The following is a 14746-nucleotide window of genomic DNA, read 5'->3' as shown; positions in this document are numbered from 1 at the left end:
TACGACTTTCCCGGAGCCGCCGCGGCCACTCTGGGAACCCGGCCCACCGCGTACACGTCGGGCTCCCGCGCATTTCCGGCCGGCACCTACACGTATTATGTGGCGTACAAGTTCCACGACCGCTGGCACAGCGTCTCTCCGGTGAAATCCTTCACCGCCGGCACCACGACGGGTACCGGCTCCTCCGCGACACCGACCGCGACGCCGACCGCGACACCGACGTCCTCCGTGACGCCGACACCGACGTCCGCGCCCTCGTCGGCTCCGGCCTCGACCCCGGCGTCCACGCCGACGTCGACACCCGCGACCACGCCCGCCTCGACACCCGCCTCGACTCCGGCGTCCACGCCGACGCCGAGCACGTCATCCTCGACGCCGTCCGGCGCCGCCATGCCTGTCGGTATCGGTGGAACCTGGCACCAGGTGTTCGGCGACGAATTCAACGGCACCGGTCTCGACACGTCCAAGTGGAACGCGAACTGGTTCGGTTGTCCTACGTGTGTCACCAAGCCGCCGAACTCCGCTGAAGCGTCCGCCTATTCCCCGTCGCAGGTCACCGTCGGCGACGGATCCCTCCACCTCAACCTCATCGAGAAGCCGACCACCGTCGACGGCAAGACGTATCCGTACGTTTCCGGGATCGTGACCAGCAACAAGAAGGCCCAGTTCACCTACGGCGCTTTCGAGGCCCGCATCTACACGCCCTCGTCCGGGTCGCAGATGGCCAACTGGCCCTCGTTCTGGGCGGACGGGCAGAACTGGCCGACGGACGGCGAGCTGGACGTCCTGGAAGGCCTGGGCGGCTCCGCCTGTTATCACTTCCATTCCACGGCGGGTGGTCCCGGAGGCTGCGCTTCCGGCAATTACTCCGGTGGCTGGCACACGTTCGGCGCCGAATGGAAGCAGGGCTCCGTCACATACTTCTACGACGGAAAGCAGGTCGGTCAGATCACCTCCGGGATCACGTCCGCCCCGATGTATCTGATCCTCAACAACGCCATCAACCCCAGTCACAGCGGAACCAACGTGGCTCCCGCCGACATGAAGGTCGACTACGTGAGGGTCTGGCAGCACTGATGTGAGGTCCGGCAGTACCGACCGCACCCTCGCGCCCGGGCGCCGACCGCTTCACGCGGCCGGTGCCCGGGCGCGACGTGTGTCCGGTCAACGACAACTCGCCGGGCCGGAACGCCCCGGCCGCAGCAGACGCCAGGTCACCAGCGCCGTGAACCGGACCGCCTCGGCCGCGGCCGGCAGGGGATCGTCCCGGCAGAGCCAGGCCCGCTCGGAGGGCCGCTCGTTCAGGAGGTCGGGCGGCAGCCGGCGCTCATGGCGCAGCCATGCCGCGACCGACGCGAAGTCCAACTGGCCGGCGACGAAGACCCGCCCCTCGACCTGGGCGCCGTCCGGCACGGTCCGGCCGGTCAGGTCCAGATGCATGGCGCGGACGACATCCACTCCGTGGACGTTCTCGAACAGGCGGAACTGGGCACCGGTGCGCGGGTTGAAGTCGACGAGTTTGTACTGCCCGTCGCGACGGTCGTAACGCCAGTCGAGGTCCGCGAGTCCGCTGTACCCGATGCGGCGGCACAGTCGCTCCGCCAGCCCGGCCAGTTCGGAGTTGCGCAGCGCCACCGCGCGGGCGGTCATGCCCGCGTACGGAGGCCAGGAGCGCAGTTTCAAGCCGGTGAACAGGGCGCGCGGCACACCGCCGGCACCGGAGTAGATGTGGGTGATCCAGTCCTCCGCCTGCTGTCTGGGGATGTACTCCTGCACGAGGACAGGTGGCGGCGCGGCCCCCGGGAAGCGGTCGAGGAGTGCCCGCTCGTGGGGCACCACGATGGTGGTGCCGCTGACGGCCGGGGTGCGGAGCCGGCTGAACGGCGCCAGATTCTTGAGCACCAGCGGATATCCGAGCTCGCGGCCCGCGTCGACCAGTTCGTCACGGCTCGTCGGCGCCCGTGACCGCGGCGAGGGGACGCCGACCTCCGTACAGATCCGGTGCAGGCTCGCCTTGCAGGCCAGCAGCCGCGGCAGACGGGCCGGCACGGGCGGAATCAGGAAGCACTCCTTCAGCAGGTCCGCGTACTCCGCGAGCACGATCGCCGCCTCGTCGTCGGTCGGCACCGCCACACACCGGGCGCCGATCCTGCGGCCGATGGACAGCAGGCCGTCCGCGAGCCGTTCCGGTTCCTCGCGGCCGGTCGTCGGCCACACGAACCCGCTCGTGAGGTGGCGCGAGAGAGCGACCGGGGTGAAGCGGTCCTCGACGACGGCGTGGACCGGGACGCCCAGCCGCCCGAGCGTGCGCACCACGCCCAGACTGCCGTGGTGCAGCGGATAGTTGCCGATCCGGGCGAGGAGTACGGGCACTTCGTCGTCCAGCAAGAAGACCACCCGCCCCTCTCCGGGAAGCTTCTCCCGAAAGGAACTAATATGGATGAAGCTCGTAGATCCACTTATGCTTGTAGATCCATTCATATGTGACAGATCGCCGTAATCATTATCCCCGGCAACCGCGGGTCGTGCCGCTGACGGCCCGGCGAGGTCTGGTATGAAGCCACCCGCCACGATGTCCTCGCTCTCCGGTTTGCTGCCCCTCTACTTCCCACGGGCGCTGGCCGGCCTCGATGACCGCCTCCGGGCCCACTGGCTCGTCCGCGGCGCCGGCGCCAGGGACATCACCGTCGTCCGGCGGCCCTCGCTGCCCGAGGCGGGCCTGCTGATGTTCGAGCTGCGGCGCGGCGCGGGAAGCCTGGTCGTCAAACACCCCAGGAACGAGGCAGGGGCCGCCGTCACGGCTCGGGAGCGGGAAGTCCTCCGGGAGCTCGACGACGACAGCCGGCTCGCTCCCTGGCGTTCCCTCCTGCCGCGGGTCGTCGGATCGCCCGGCCCCCAGGGGACCTTTGCCCAGAACACGCTCCCGGGCGTCCCGGCCGAGCGACTGATCATGGACACGCCCGACGAAGCCCAGGCGATCGTGACTCCCGCCCTGCGACTCCTGGCGGATCTGCGGGCCGCCACGGGGCGACGCCGTGCGGCGGCCGACCGGACGCCGGCCTGGTGCGAGTCGCAGCTCACGGCGCTCTCGGCCGGGATGCCCCGCTACCGGTCCGGCAGACGAGCCGCCGCGTTCGAGGCCCTGCGCCAGCGGCTGGACGCGGCCCTGGCCGGTGCCGTGCTGACCGAGGGCTGGACCCATGGCGACTACCATCCCGGCAACGTGCTGCTCGGCCACGTCCCCCTCCGGGTCACCGGTGTCTTCGACTGGAGCAGCGGCCGCGTCGACGGGCCCTGCGAGATCGACGCCTACGCCTTCGTGGTGGCCCTGCGCAGTACACTCACCGGGCGTCCGCTGGGCGGCCTGGTCGCCGAGACGCTGCGCGTCGGCCGGGTCCCGGACGCAGACCGCGCCCTGCTCGCGCTGGCCGGCCTCGACCCGGACCGCGACGTCGCCGACCCGGTGGCCATTCCCCTCCTGAGCTGGCTGTGGCACGTGGCGAACAACGTGCGCAAATCGCCGAGGTTCGGTCACAGCTACGGGTGGCTCACCCACACGGTGGCACCCGTGCTCGACGAATGCGCCCGCTGGGCCGGTGCGCGGCCGTGACGGCGTCGGCGCCCACGGTCGTCATCGGAGCGGGCCCCTACGGGCTGGCCACGGCCGCCTGGCTGAGCGCGTCAGGGACGCCACGGAGGGTGTTCGGTGAGCCCATGGAGTCCTGGCACACCAACATGCCCATGGGCATGTATCTGAAATCGGTTCCCGCCGCCTCCTCCATCTCCGCGCCGGAGTCCGGGTACCGCCTGGAGGACTTCCGGACCGCGCGGGGACGGGGACCCGTGGGCGACCGGTACCCCATCCCGGTCGAGGAGATGATCGCGTACGGGCGGTGGTTCCAGGAGCGCCGCGTGCCGGAACTGGAGCGCCGGAGCGTCCGAGGCGTCGAGCATGTGGACGGGCTGTTCGGTGTCACCCTGGACTCCGGGGAGGAGTTCCTCGCCGAGAACGTCGTGATGGCCGCCGGGCAGGTCCCCTTCGCCCACGAGCCCGCGGAGCTGACGAGCCGTCTCCCCGGGGAACTGGTCTCCCACACCAGCCGGCACCGTGATCTCTCCCGGTTCTCGGGGCAGCGGGTCGCCGTCCTCGGAGCGGGGCAGTCGGCGCTGGAGAGCGCCGCGCTGCTGCACGAGGCCGGGGCCCTTCCCACCGTGATCGCCCGCGCGCCGTCCGTCACGTTCGGCAGCCCGCCCGACACCGACCGGCCGTCCGACCGGCCGCGTCCGGTACGGCTGCTGAAGCCGGGTTCGCCGCTCGGACCGGGCTGGTCGCTGCTGGCGTGCTGCCACGGCGGCGGCGCCATCCGCCATCTGCCGCCGGGGCTGCGGAGGCGGCTGCTGCACGAGGTGCTCGGACCGTCCGGTGGCTGGTGGCTGCCGCCCCGCATGGACGACATTCCCGTGCTGTGCGGCCGTACGGTCCGCTCCTCGGGGGTCGAGGACGGCATGGTTCGCCTCGATGTCGTGGACGCCGACGCGCGGACGAGGGTGCTGCGGGCCGGCCATCTGCTGCTGGCCACGGGATACCGGGTGGACGTCGACCGGCTCCGACTGCTGGCACCCCGACTCCGCCGGGAGATATGGACGGTCCACGGCGCACCAAAACTGTCCTCCGGGTTCGAGTCCTCCGTGCCCGGTCTGTTCTTCACCGGACTGGCCGCCGCTCCCGCCTTCGGCCCCGTGCTGAGGTTCGTCGCGGGCACCGGATTCGCCGCGCGCCGGGTGGCCCGCTCCGTCGCGGACGGGACACGTACCCGCCGATGAGGGTGCGAGGCGTGGTGCTCGGGGCGCTCATGCTGCTGCTGGTGGCATGCGGCGCAGGCGGGCCCGCGCCCGGGGCCACTTCAGGGACGGCGACGCCCCGGCCCCCGGCACAGGGCGACTGGCGACTGGTCCTCCACGACGACTTCGACGGCTCACGTCTGGACAAGGACCGCTGGGCCACGTGCTACGACTGGAACGACCACGGCTGCACCATCAGCACCAACCACGAACTGGAGTGGTACCAGCCCGGCCAGGTCACCGTGAGTGGTGGGAAACTGAGCCTCGACGCCCAGCGCCGGTCCGTCCGCGGCGGCGACGGAAAGGTCTACCCCTGGGTGTCCGGCATGATCTCCACCGGCCGGGACAATTGGTACGCCCAGCCGCGGAAGACCTTCACCTACGGCTACTTCGAGGCGGCGATCCGCATTCCGCCACAGGGCGGGATGGCACCGGAGTTCTGGATGATGCCCGCGAGCCGCTACACCCCGCCCGAGATCGACATCATGGAATTCCTCGGTACGCCGCGCACACTGTCGATGTTCGTGCACTGGCGGAACGCCGAGGGCGAGGAGAGGAAGCAGCGGGGGACCTTCACCTCGGACGGCTTTCCCGACGGCTATCACGTCTTCGGGCTGCTCTGGGAGAAGGACAGACTGGTCTGGTACGTGGACGGGATCGAACGGTTCCGGGTGAGTGAGCCCGAGCGCATTCCCCACGAGCCCATGGAGGTCATCCTCAACCTGGCCGTCGGCCTCCCCTACACCCCGCCCCCGGGCACCGACGCGGCGCGGATGCTCGTGGACTGGGTCCGGGTCTGGCAGCGTTGACGCGCCGTCAGGGGTCGGTTCCGGCCGGGGCGTCCCACCGAGGGCCGCGGGCCGGTGAGTGAGTCAGGCCGGGATCGCCCGGTACGGCAGGCCGACCGCCGCCCTCGCCCGGCGGTACGCTCGCCAGCCTCTGGTCCGGGGCCCCTCGGCGAACGGTGCCACGGGGGCTCCCGCACCGCTCGTCCAGAGCGCGAAGCGGTCCCGGCCGGTGTCGGCCCGGACCATGAGCCGGGCGAACCGCAGAGGGTCGTCCCGCTCCGAACTGAAGGCCGAGGCCGCCCGGATGGCGGCGGCCGACGTCCAGTCGGCCTCCCGTACCAGCGCGCGCACGGTACGGCTGGAATAGCCGTGCGGATAGGCGAAGGAGCCGACGGGGTGCCCGAGTTCGTCCTCGATCCGCCGCTTGCAGCCGGCCACCTCGTCCCGCACCCAGGTCCGGGGCAGCGTGTCCAGTTGCGGATGCGTCTCGGTGTGTCCGCCGATCTCGACCCCGGCCGCGTCCAACTCCCTGACCTGGGCCCAGGTCAGGGTCGCCGCGGACGGGAACGGCGTGGTGTCCGAGGGCCGCAGGGCGCCCGTGGTCACGTACAGGGTCGAGGGAAGGCCTCGTGCGGCGAGCAGGGGAGCCACCGTCGAGGCGAAGTCCGCGTATCCGTCGTCGAAGGTCAGCACCGCCGACCGTGCGGGCACCGAAGGGCCGCCCAGCAGAGCCGCGACCAGTCGCCGCAGGGGGATCACGCGCAGTCCGCTGTCGGCGATCATGTCCAGGTGCTCCACGAACGTGCCGGGACTCACCGTGAACTGCGCCAGCCACGGCGGTGAGTCGTCCGACACCGCGTGGTACAGGAAGACGGGTACGACGCTCATGACCGGGCCTTCGTGGTCGCTTCCGTGCTCATGACCGGGCCGTCGTCGTCGGCTCCGCCGCTTCTCGGGGACGGCGGGAGGAGTCCCGGGAACCCAGCGGACGGATCGATCCGACGAGGTACCCGGTGACGGTCGCGCCGACACCCCCGGACAGCGCCGCGATCGTGCGCAGCGCGCCGGGGCGGCGGATCCGGGTGAGGTTGCGGGCGAGGGCACGCGGGATGACCGACCGCACGTACACGCGTTCGCTGGACAGCGCCGGTCCGCTGCCGCAGCGCCGTGCCACCAGCGCCTTGGACAGTCCCTCGATGTAGCAGCGGTTGCGGAAGTACGCCCAGCTCGTGCGGGACTCGGGGACCCGGTGTCGTATCTCGGCCCGCGGCTCGTACAGCAGGACGGCCTCCGGGTCGCGGGCGGCGATGCGCAGACACAGGTCGGTCTCGTCGCAACTCGCCGCGGGACGGCTGCCCACGCGTCCGAGGGCGTCGAGAAAGCCGCCGACGGCGATCAGTTCGCTTCGGCGGAAGGACATGTTGGCGCCGATGAAGTTGCGCACGTGGGCCGCCTTCAGGGGCTGTCCCCGATAGGAGCAGCCCACGACCCAGTCGAACTCCGGAGGGAACCACGGGGGGCGCTCGGTGGCCCACCACGGCCGGACGAAACCGCCGACTCCCCTCACCCGGGGGTCGCCGTAGGGCGCCAGCAGACGGCCGGTCCATCCCGGTTCCGCGGTGGCGTCGTCGTCGAGGAAGGCCACCACGTCGGCATGGGAGACCGTCACTCCGGTGTTGCGGCCCCCGGACAGACCGCGGCGCCGCTGGTTCGGCACCACGCGGACGCCGGACAGCTCCCGCTCGGCCCGCTCCAGAAGGGTCCGGTTGTGGTCGATCACCAGTACGACCTCGTCGGCGGGCGGGTCCTGGGCCAGCACCGAGGCGATCGCGGCCCGCAGGTCCTCCCAGCGGTCGAGCGTGTAGGCGCAGATGACGACCGCCAGGGTGGGGACGGTGCGTTCGGCGGAGAGTGCGCTGTTCATGACGATCCTTCGGTGACGGGGACGAGCCAGCGGGACCGGGACACGACCAGGAAGCCGGCGATCAGACACTGGGCGACGAGCCAGGCGACGCCCGCGCCCGCGAGGCCGGCCACCGGCAGCAGCAGATGGGTGAGCCCGAGCACCAGGACGCACATCGCCACCTGGAGCCACACCGCCCAGCGAAGGCGTCGCTGCGCCCGGGCCACGTCGATGGCCACGCTCAGCAGCAGGTTCGGCAGCGCGGACAGGGCCAGCAGCCGCAGCAGCGTGGATCCTTCGGCGGCGTACGAGGCGCCGAAGATCGACAGGATCTGCGGGGCCGCGACGACCAGGACGACGGTGACGGCGCCCAGCAGCAGACCCGAGTGGCGCAGGACGCGCAGGGAGTGCTCCACGAGCCGTTCGGGCCCGCGGGCGGACTCCGCGAGCAGCGACGTGCCCATGTTGCGGGCGATGAGGTAGGGAACGTAGGCGACGCCCCAGGCGACCGAGTAGAAGGCGCTCGCCTCGGCACCGCAGTTGTTCAGCACGATCAGTGGGACCAGGGTGTATCCGGCGACCCGGAACAGGGAGCCGACATAGTCGGCCGCGGCGTACCCGAGCATGCGGGGCGGTGGCGGCGCGGTCCTCGTCTCCCGCTCGTGCCGGGGTATGCCTTTGCCCATCAGGACGAAGTTGGCCACGACCAGCGACACCAGGAGAGCGCCCGCCCACGACAGCAATATCCCGGAGAAGAAGCCCAGGGCCGCGCCGAGTGCGAGCAGCAGTATCTTCACGACGGCGAAGATCAGGTTCTCGCCCACGACCCAGCCAGGCATGCGGACCGCGGTGAGCGCGCCGTCCTGGAGGACGAAGACGGCGTATCCGGCGGTCGCCACCACGAAGCAGGTCGCGGTGACCGGTGTCAGCAGGAAGCCGAGCCTCGGTGAGATCACCGGAACCAACGCGAGGAACACCAGGGCCGCCACCACGCTGAAGGCCGTGCTCGCCGCGTAGCAGGTGAGGACCAGACGGCGGCTGCGGCGGCCGGCGGTCGGCACGAACCGCACCAGGAAGTCGTTCAGGTTGAGCTGCCCGATGCCCGTGAGCAGCAGCGACGCCATGAGTGCCGAGTAGCTCAGGCCCACGGTCCGCTCGTCGTACCAGTGGGTCGCGAAGGTCCAGAAGAAGAAGCCGAGGCCGGCGTTGACGAGGGAACTCACCGCGAGGACGTGCCCCGTGCGGAGTACGGGTTCGCCCGGGAGCACCGCGGCGACCCCCGCTCGCAGCATGACCAGGGGGCGTCGCCGCAGGGCGCCTTTCGCGGCGGAGTCGGTCACCGGCGTGGTGTCCAAGCCGTTCACCTCATCGGGTTCCGGCGCCGGTGAGACGTCCGCGGAGGTAGCCGCAGGGCCCGTAGACCATGCCCCTGGTCTCCAGGAGTGCCAGGTGCCGTGACCAGCCGGACTCGGGATCGGCGCCGCGGGCGCGTGATCTGGTCATGGCGTAGTGGATGCCGCGGGGCAGTCGCCGCAGCAGGGCGGGCAGCCGGCGGGGGTTCCTCAGCAGCGCGCCGGTGAGATAGGCGCCGAGTCCGGCGCCGTAGCCGAAGGCCTGCGCGGCCACGGCGTCCCGGGTGCGGCGATGACAGTGCCAGACGATGGCGCTCGGCTGGTACGCGAGGGTGTGACCGGCCGTCAGGATCTCGAAGAAGGCGAGCAGGTCGTCACCGCCGCGGCCGGGGGTCCCGGCACCGGTCGCGGTGTCGAAGCCGCCCAGCGAGCGGAGCGCGTCGGTACGGAACGCCATGTTGGCGCCGGAGCCGAAGCGGCCGGCGGTGAACGGGAACAGCGGGTCCCCCGGCGGATCGGCCAGGGACCAAGTGACCGGCACGTACCCCTTCGCGAATCCGCCCTGCCGTTCGAGGGCGTCCTGGGCCGGGGTCTCCAGTTCGGCGGGCACGATCAGCCCGGTGACGCATCCGATCCGTACGTCGCGGGCGAAGGTCCCGGCCAGCGCCGGCAGCCATCCGGGGTCCACGAGCGTGTCGTCGTCCGTGAACGCGACGACGGATCCGCGGGCCCGGGCGAGCCCCGTGTTGTGGGCGCGGGCCAGCCCGGCCACGGGCTCGCGGACGTAGCGGATCCGTCCGGCGAAGTCTTCGCGGATCAGGGCCTCGGTCGCACCGTCGGCCGGGGCGTTGTCGACGACGATGACCTCGAACTCGGGGTACGTCGAGCGCAGCAGCGACCGCAGGCAGCGGCGCAGCATCTCCGGCCGGTCACGCGTGGCCACGATGACGCTGATGGCGGGTGCCTGCTGGAGCGCGGGGTGCCGGACGCCGCCGCCGGAGTGCTCGGCCCGGTCCACGGCGCGGAGCCGGGTGAGCTGTTCGGCCAGTTCCACGTTCGCCGTGTCGGCCAGGGCCCGCCACAGACCGTCGGGTCCGGAGGCGTTCGCGGCGCTGACCATGCCGAGGGGGCGACCGTGCAGTCGTACGAGTGCGCGGGCCTGCCTCCGCGGCCGGGCCGGACCCCGGTCACCGGGCAGCCGGAACTCGCCCGGACGGCCCAGGTCGATGTCGACCACCGGCACCGGGGGCCGGACGAGAGGGGAGCGGACCGGCGCGGCCCTCACGACGCGCTCCGCTCCGGCTGGGCGGAGGAGGGGCGTGCGGAGGTGTGCCGGGCGGAGGTGGAGGGGGCGCCCGGGCGTTCCGAGAGCAGGGTACGCAGCACCCGGCGCCCGTCGGATATGGCGTGGAGGTTCGAGCAGCCGCTGCGCCGGGGCAGTTCGAGGCTGGGGACCTCGGCGATGCGCAGTCCGGAGCGCAGGGCGTGCACGATCATCTCGGCCTCGATCTCGAAACCGACGGCGTGCAGGTCGAGCTGGTCGAGGAAGCTGCGCCGGAAGGCGCAGAAGCCGTAGCACAGGTCGGTCAGGTGCGCGTCGTACAGCCGGTTGGCGGCGAGCAGGAGCACGTGGTTGCCCATCTTGCGGATGGGCGTGATGTCGAGCGAGCCACCGCCCGCGACGAACCTCGAACCCTTGACGAAGTCGTAGCCGTGGTCGAGGAAGTGCACGAAGTGGGGGATCTCCGCCGGCGACATGCTGCCGTCGGCGTCCATCATCACGATGTAGTCGCCCTTGGCCGCGAGGAAGCCGGTGCGCAGCGCGTTGCCCTTGCCGGGGCCGCTCTGGCGGACGTTGCGCACGGTCGGCAGGCAGTGCTGAGCCATGGGGACCGTGGCGTCGGTGGAGTCGCCGTCGACGAGGATGACCTCGTCCACGCAGGCCGGGATCTGATCGAACACCCACGCGATGTTGCGCGCCTCGTTGAGGGCCGGGACGACCAGGCTGACGGTGCCGTGTGTTCCGGTCTCTCGCTGGTCACTGACGATCGGGTCGTTATACATGATCATGCATCTCCGAGTGCGCGCCTACGACATACGTTTACAACGTATATCTACACCTTCACCCGATTTGTGAGAGACGTCAAGACGGCGACGGGAATCATGAGGCGGCGCCCCACGTGGAGTGTTGCGGCAGCTCGGAGGCCCTTCCGGGCAGCTCGGAGGGGCCTCCGGTGTCTCACCTCGAGGCCTTCCGTGACTCACTCCGAGGCCTCCGGTGTCCTACTCCGGGGCCGGCGGTTCGGGCCGACCGCTCCCAGTGGTCCTCTCGGCCGAGTCCCCGGCGGCTCGCGACCCGCGGCGCCGCCGTCCGCCACGCCTGGGCAGCAGCGTCAGGACGGAGGTGACGGCGGCCAGTGCCAGCAGTGCCCGGGTGACGGTGAAGGCGTCCCGCAGGAACAGTGGTTCCACGACGAGCACCGCCATCGACACGCTGAGGGTCAGCGCCAGGACACCCGTCTCCAGAAGCGCCGTGCGGTCCCTGGCGCGTACGGCACCCGGGCGGGCCCACCGGGAGGCCGCAAGGCCGGGACAGACGAGCAGGAACGCCGTCGTCACCACACCGCGCAGGACCAGGGCGTCCGGCAGGAGCGTGACCACCGCCAGGGTCACCCAGCCGGACAGCGCGAGCCCCCAGCGCAGGGAGGTCATGGCCCCCTCAGCTCTTCGTGCCCTGATACCGGTAGACCACCGCGTCCTTGGTGCGGTAGACGGGGAAGTAGTCCGGGTTCTTCGACAGGGCCGAGTCCATGCGGTTCACGGTGCCGGCGGGCAGGACCCCCGTCTGGTAGATGTCGGCGGCCTGAGCCCGGCTCAGGATGATGAACGCGGGCTGCTGCGGGGTGGCCTGCTGGAGGAACCCCTCCAGGCCCTTCACCGGATCCTTCACCAGGCGCCGCCGGTCGTCGATGTCCTGCTGGTCGAACTCCACCTGGGCGTTGTCGTCGTAGCGCGCGTACAGGCCGGGGACGGCCGAGGTCAGCGAGACGACCGTGGACCCGGGAGGCGCGGTGGCCGCGACGAAGTGCCCGGCCGCCACCTCGTCCTCCGTGAAGTAGTTCGACGATTCCTTGCCGTAGTAGCCGAACATCAGCCCCCCGAGCAGGGCGAGCAGCAGCGGACAGGCGGCCAGCACCTGAAGGCGCGGCCGGCTGCCCCGCTCGAGGAGGAGGACCGCGATCAGCAGCGAGGCGGCGGGCAGCGCGAAGAGATAGGCGCGAAAGATCATCTCTCCGCCGTAGGCGTTCGCCGCCAGGACCGGCAGCGGAGCCAGGACGAGGAGGGGCAGGCCGGTGCGGCGGACCCATGGGCGGGCCAGGCAGGCGACGGCCGCCAGGACGAAGACCGCGGCGGACAGGCCCCGGTCGACCCAGGCCACGACGACATGGCCCGGGGCCGCCGTACCGAGGGCGGCCAGCCCGGAGACGACGTTGGTGTCGGGTTTCAGCAGTGAGCCGAGGAAGTCGTTCAGGTTCTCCGAGATGTAGGGGCGGGCGACGGTGGCGTCCCAGGCCACGGCCAGCAGCACCGTGCCGGCCAGGACGGGCAGCACGATCCGTCGGTTGCGCCGCGGGAGCGACAGCACCACCAGGGCGCTGATCAGCATGAGCGGTGTCAGCGGGTGCGAGGAGATGATGACGGCCGCGAGCACCATGACCAGCACGAACCGGCCCACGGGCCATCGGCCCGTGGGGATGTCGCCCGCCCGCGTGTCGCCCCTACGGATGTACCGCGCGTCGCCCCCGCGATGAAGCACCGAGGTGGGCAACTGCCCCATGACCAGGGCGATCATGGTCACGAAGAGCAGGAACGCGAAAGCCTGCGGGGCGAAGTAGTCCTGACCGACCCAGGAGCACGAGTAGTAGATCCACGCCGCCCCCCAGATCAGCCGGCGATCACGCGTCACCGTCCGGTAGAGCAGCAGCAGGGGAGCGAGCAGGACGGCGTTGAAGACGGGCGGGGTCCAGGTCGCGTAGCCGAGCGCCGAATCCAGGCCGGTGGCCTGGAGGAAGAACGCGTTGAGGTCGAAGAATCCGGGCCACTGGTTGTAGATGGCGAGCTTGCCCGCGTGAGGCACCTCGCCCTGGTGGCGGATCACCGCGTCGGTCACCGCGACGTGTTTCCACGCCCAGCTGTAGCGCAGAGCCGGGTAGAGCAGTGTGGGCGTCGCGTGGATGACCGCGATCAGCCCGAGGACGTAGGCCGCGAACCATCCACCGGCGGTCCGCCGGTCGGTCAGCGCCAGGCAGAAGCCGAGGGTGAGCAGGCCGAGGGCGACCCAGAAGAGCACCGGCAGCACCTGCAGCAGGCCGTAGTCGCGCATCCCGATGAGGTGCACGTCGCGCAGGGACAACAGCCAGAGGGTGAGGGCCACGGGGAGGATGAAGCGAGCCGTCCACTGGCGCGCCGTCGGCGGGCCGGAATCACGCGACTCACCGGCGGCGGTACCGGGCCACCGTGCCACAGCGCTGGTGAAGGACGCCATGCGCCCGCCCGTCAGCGTCTGGAGCTTGCCCATGAAGAGGTCTCTCGAAGAACCGGTGCTCCGACGACGATCCCCGTCCCACGGCACACAGGCTCCTCGGATGGACCCGTCACCCTCCCACCGTGACCGACAGGGGCGTTGACTCGACGCATCTGGCACCTTCCGGATCCGGTCCGTCGGTCCCCCGTCCCGGCGAACGGCCATCCGCGAAACCGGCCGACGGCACTCCCGTTCGTCGGTCCACATCAGTACACGATGTCGACCGGTAGGGGATATTAGTACCGATTGTGATGGTATTTCCGAAGGCTGCAAGTGGCGGCTCGTGGCGATCACACATGGCGCGCGTCGAAACGGTGCCCGGAGGGAGAGCGGTGAAGCCACGCGTGTGGGGCGCACGGCCGGGGCCCGGAGGGCTCCTGACGAGAGGGCTCCTCGCCTGGGCGGCCGTGGTGGTGACGCTCCTGACGACAGCGGGCTGCGACGAGTCGTCGGCCGGGTCCGGGATTCCCCGTCCGGACCATGTCGTCGTGGTGATCGAGGAGGACCAGCCGTACGACGCCGTCATCGGAAGCCCGGACGCCCCGTACGTCAACCAACTGGCCCGGCGGGGCGCCTCGCTCACGGAGTTCTACGCCCTCACCCACCCGAGCCAGCCCAACTACCTGGCGCTCTTCTCGGGCTCGTTCCTGGGCGTCGACGACGATTCCTGCCCGCACACGCTCACGTCGCGGAACCTCGGCTCTCAACTCCTCCAGGCCGACCGGACCTTCGTCGGCTACGCGCAGAGCATGCCCCGCGTCGGCTTCACCGGCTGCTCCAGCGGTGCCTACGTGCGCCGGCACAACCCCTGGGTGAATTTCACCAACCTCCCCGCTTCCGCCAACCGCCCCTGGACGGACTTCCCCCGCGACTTCAGGGATCTGCCGACGGTGTCGTTCGTCGTCCCGGACCTCGAACACGACATGCGCGACGGCAGCGTGCGGCGGGGGGACACCTGGCTGCGGAACAGTCTCGGCGACTACGCCGACTGGGCCATGACCCACAACAGCCTGTTGGTCGTCACCTGGGACGAGGACGACGGGCGAGGGCCCAATCACATCCCCACGGTCCTGGTCGGTGAGCATGTCCGCCAGGGCGACGACGACCAACCGAACAATCAGTTCGGACTGCTGCGCATGCTGCTGGACGCGTACGGCCTCACGCCCCTCCACCACAGCGCCGACGCGGAACCCGTCGACGTGTGGGAGTGACGCCCGGAAGGAGGAAACCCCAGGGGGCCCTGACAGCGGATCAGACGGATCCGGCGGACGAGGGG

14 protein-coding genes are annotated in these 14746 nt (G+C 70.9%); 5 read left to right on the top strand and 9 right to left on the bottom strand.

All coding sequences use genetic code 11. The features are described 5' to 3' along the window. Positions 1–95: 95 nt before the first annotated feature. Positions 96–392, bottom strand: coding sequence for a hypothetical protein (locus ACIQ7M_RS06015; RefSeq protein WP_403640220.1), 297 nt, complete (start codon positions 390–392; stop codon positions 96–98). Here ACIQ7M_RS06015 and ACIQ7M_RS06010 point away from each other — a divergent pair. Next, a complete protein-coding gene (locus ACIQ7M_RS06010; protein WP_403640217.1) occupies positions 391–1077 on the top strand; it encodes a family 16 glycosylhydrolase in 687 nt (228 codons plus the stop codon). The genes ACIQ7M_RS06015 and ACIQ7M_RS06010 overlap by 2 nt on opposite strands. Before the next feature lie 87 nt (positions 1078–1164). Here the strand turns inward: ACIQ7M_RS06010 and ACIQ7M_RS06005 are convergent, their stop codons facing one another. Continuing rightward, on the bottom strand, positions 1165–2397 hold the full coding sequence (locus ACIQ7M_RS06005; protein WP_403640214.1) for an ATP-grasp domain-containing protein: 1233 nt from the start codon (positions 2395–2397) through the stop codon (positions 1165–1167). Between the two features lie 157 nt (positions 2398–2554). Here ACIQ7M_RS06005 and ACIQ7M_RS06000 point away from each other — a divergent pair, with 157 nt between their 5' ends. From ACIQ7M_RS06000 to ACIQ7M_RS05990, 3 genes are read left to right on the top strand one after another with little or no spacing between them, the layout of a single operon-like run. After that, on the top strand, positions 2555–3610 hold the full coding sequence (locus ACIQ7M_RS06000) for a phosphotransferase family protein (RefSeq protein WP_403640211.1): 1056 nt from the start codon (positions 2555–2557) through the stop codon (positions 3608–3610). Next, the gene (locus ACIQ7M_RS05995; RefSeq protein WP_403640208.1) at positions 3607–4824 is read left to right on the top strand and encodes an NAD(P)-binding domain-containing protein; all 1218 of its coding nucleotides are present in this window, start codon (positions 3607–3609) and stop codon (positions 4822–4824) included. Before ACIQ7M_RS06000 ends, ACIQ7M_RS05995 begins: the two co-directional genes overlap by 4 nt. Continuing rightward, positions 4821–5651 carry a family 16 glycosylhydrolase gene (locus ACIQ7M_RS05990; RefSeq protein ID WP_403640205.1) on the top strand — a complete coding sequence of 277 codons (831 nt, stop codon included), beginning with the start codon at positions 4821–4823 and terminating at the stop codon, positions 5649–5651. The genes ACIQ7M_RS05995 and ACIQ7M_RS05990 overlap by 4 nt, the downstream gene beginning before the upstream one ends. Positions 5652–5714: 63 nt before the next feature. Here the strand turns inward: ACIQ7M_RS05990 and ACIQ7M_RS05985 are convergent, their stop codons facing one another. The 7 genes from ACIQ7M_RS05985 to ACIQ7M_RS05955 form a co-directional block, all read right to left on the bottom strand. Then, a complete protein-coding gene (locus tag ACIQ7M_RS05985) occupies positions 5715–6518 on the bottom strand; it encodes a polysaccharide deacetylase family protein (protein ID WP_403640202.1) in 804 nt (267 codons plus the stop codon). Positions 6519–6546: 28 nt separating this feature from the next. After that, positions 6547–7554, bottom strand: coding sequence for a glycosyltransferase family 2 protein (locus tag ACIQ7M_RS05980; RefSeq protein WP_355769996.1), 1008 nt, complete (start codon positions 7552–7554; stop codon positions 6547–6549). Then, positions 7551–8888, bottom strand: coding sequence for a lipopolysaccharide biosynthesis protein (locus ACIQ7M_RS05975; protein WP_403640199.1), 1338 nt, complete (start codon positions 8886–8888; stop codon positions 7551–7553). Before ACIQ7M_RS05975 ends, ACIQ7M_RS05980 begins: the two co-directional genes overlap by 4 nt. Before the next feature lie 10 nt (positions 8889–8898). Further along, positions 8899–10170: a glycosyltransferase gene (locus ACIQ7M_RS05970; RefSeq protein ID WP_403640196.1), complete on the bottom strand. Its 1272-nt coding sequence runs from the start codon at positions 10168–10170 to the stop codon at positions 8899–8901. Next, positions 10167–10949 (bottom strand): glycosyltransferase family 2 protein, encoded by a 783-nt coding sequence (locus tag ACIQ7M_RS05965; protein ID WP_403640193.1) that lies wholly within the window; start codon positions 10947–10949, stop codon positions 10167–10169. Before ACIQ7M_RS05965 ends, ACIQ7M_RS05970 begins: the two co-directional genes overlap by 4 nt. Positions 10950–11168: 219 nt before the next feature. Then, positions 11169–11597 (bottom strand): hypothetical protein, encoded by a 429-nt coding sequence (locus ACIQ7M_RS05960; protein WP_403640190.1) that lies wholly within the window; start codon positions 11595–11597, stop codon positions 11169–11171. 7 nt (positions 11598–11604) lie between these two features. Beyond that, positions 11605–13464 (bottom strand): glycosyltransferase, encoded by a 1860-nt coding sequence (locus ACIQ7M_RS05955; protein WP_403640187.1) that lies wholly within the window; start codon positions 13462–13464, stop codon positions 11605–11607. 338 nt (positions 13465–13802) lie between these two features. Here ACIQ7M_RS05955 and ACIQ7M_RS05950 point away from each other — a divergent pair, with 338 nt between their 5' ends. Next, positions 13803–14681 carry an alkaline phosphatase family protein gene (locus tag ACIQ7M_RS05950; RefSeq protein WP_403640184.1) on the top strand — a complete coding sequence of 293 codons (879 nt, stop codon included), beginning with the start codon at positions 13803–13805 and terminating at the stop codon, positions 14679–14681. Positions 14682–14746 lie beyond the last annotated feature (65 nt).

Source organism: Streptomyces sp. NPDC096324, from assembly GCF_044763015.1.
In the GTDB taxonomy this organism is placed as follows: Bacteria; Actinomycetota; Actinomycetes; order Streptomycetales; family Streptomycetaceae; genus Streptomyces.
The sequence above is the reverse complement of the archived record's forward strand: the minus strand, read 5'-3'. Positions and strand labels throughout refer to the sequence as shown.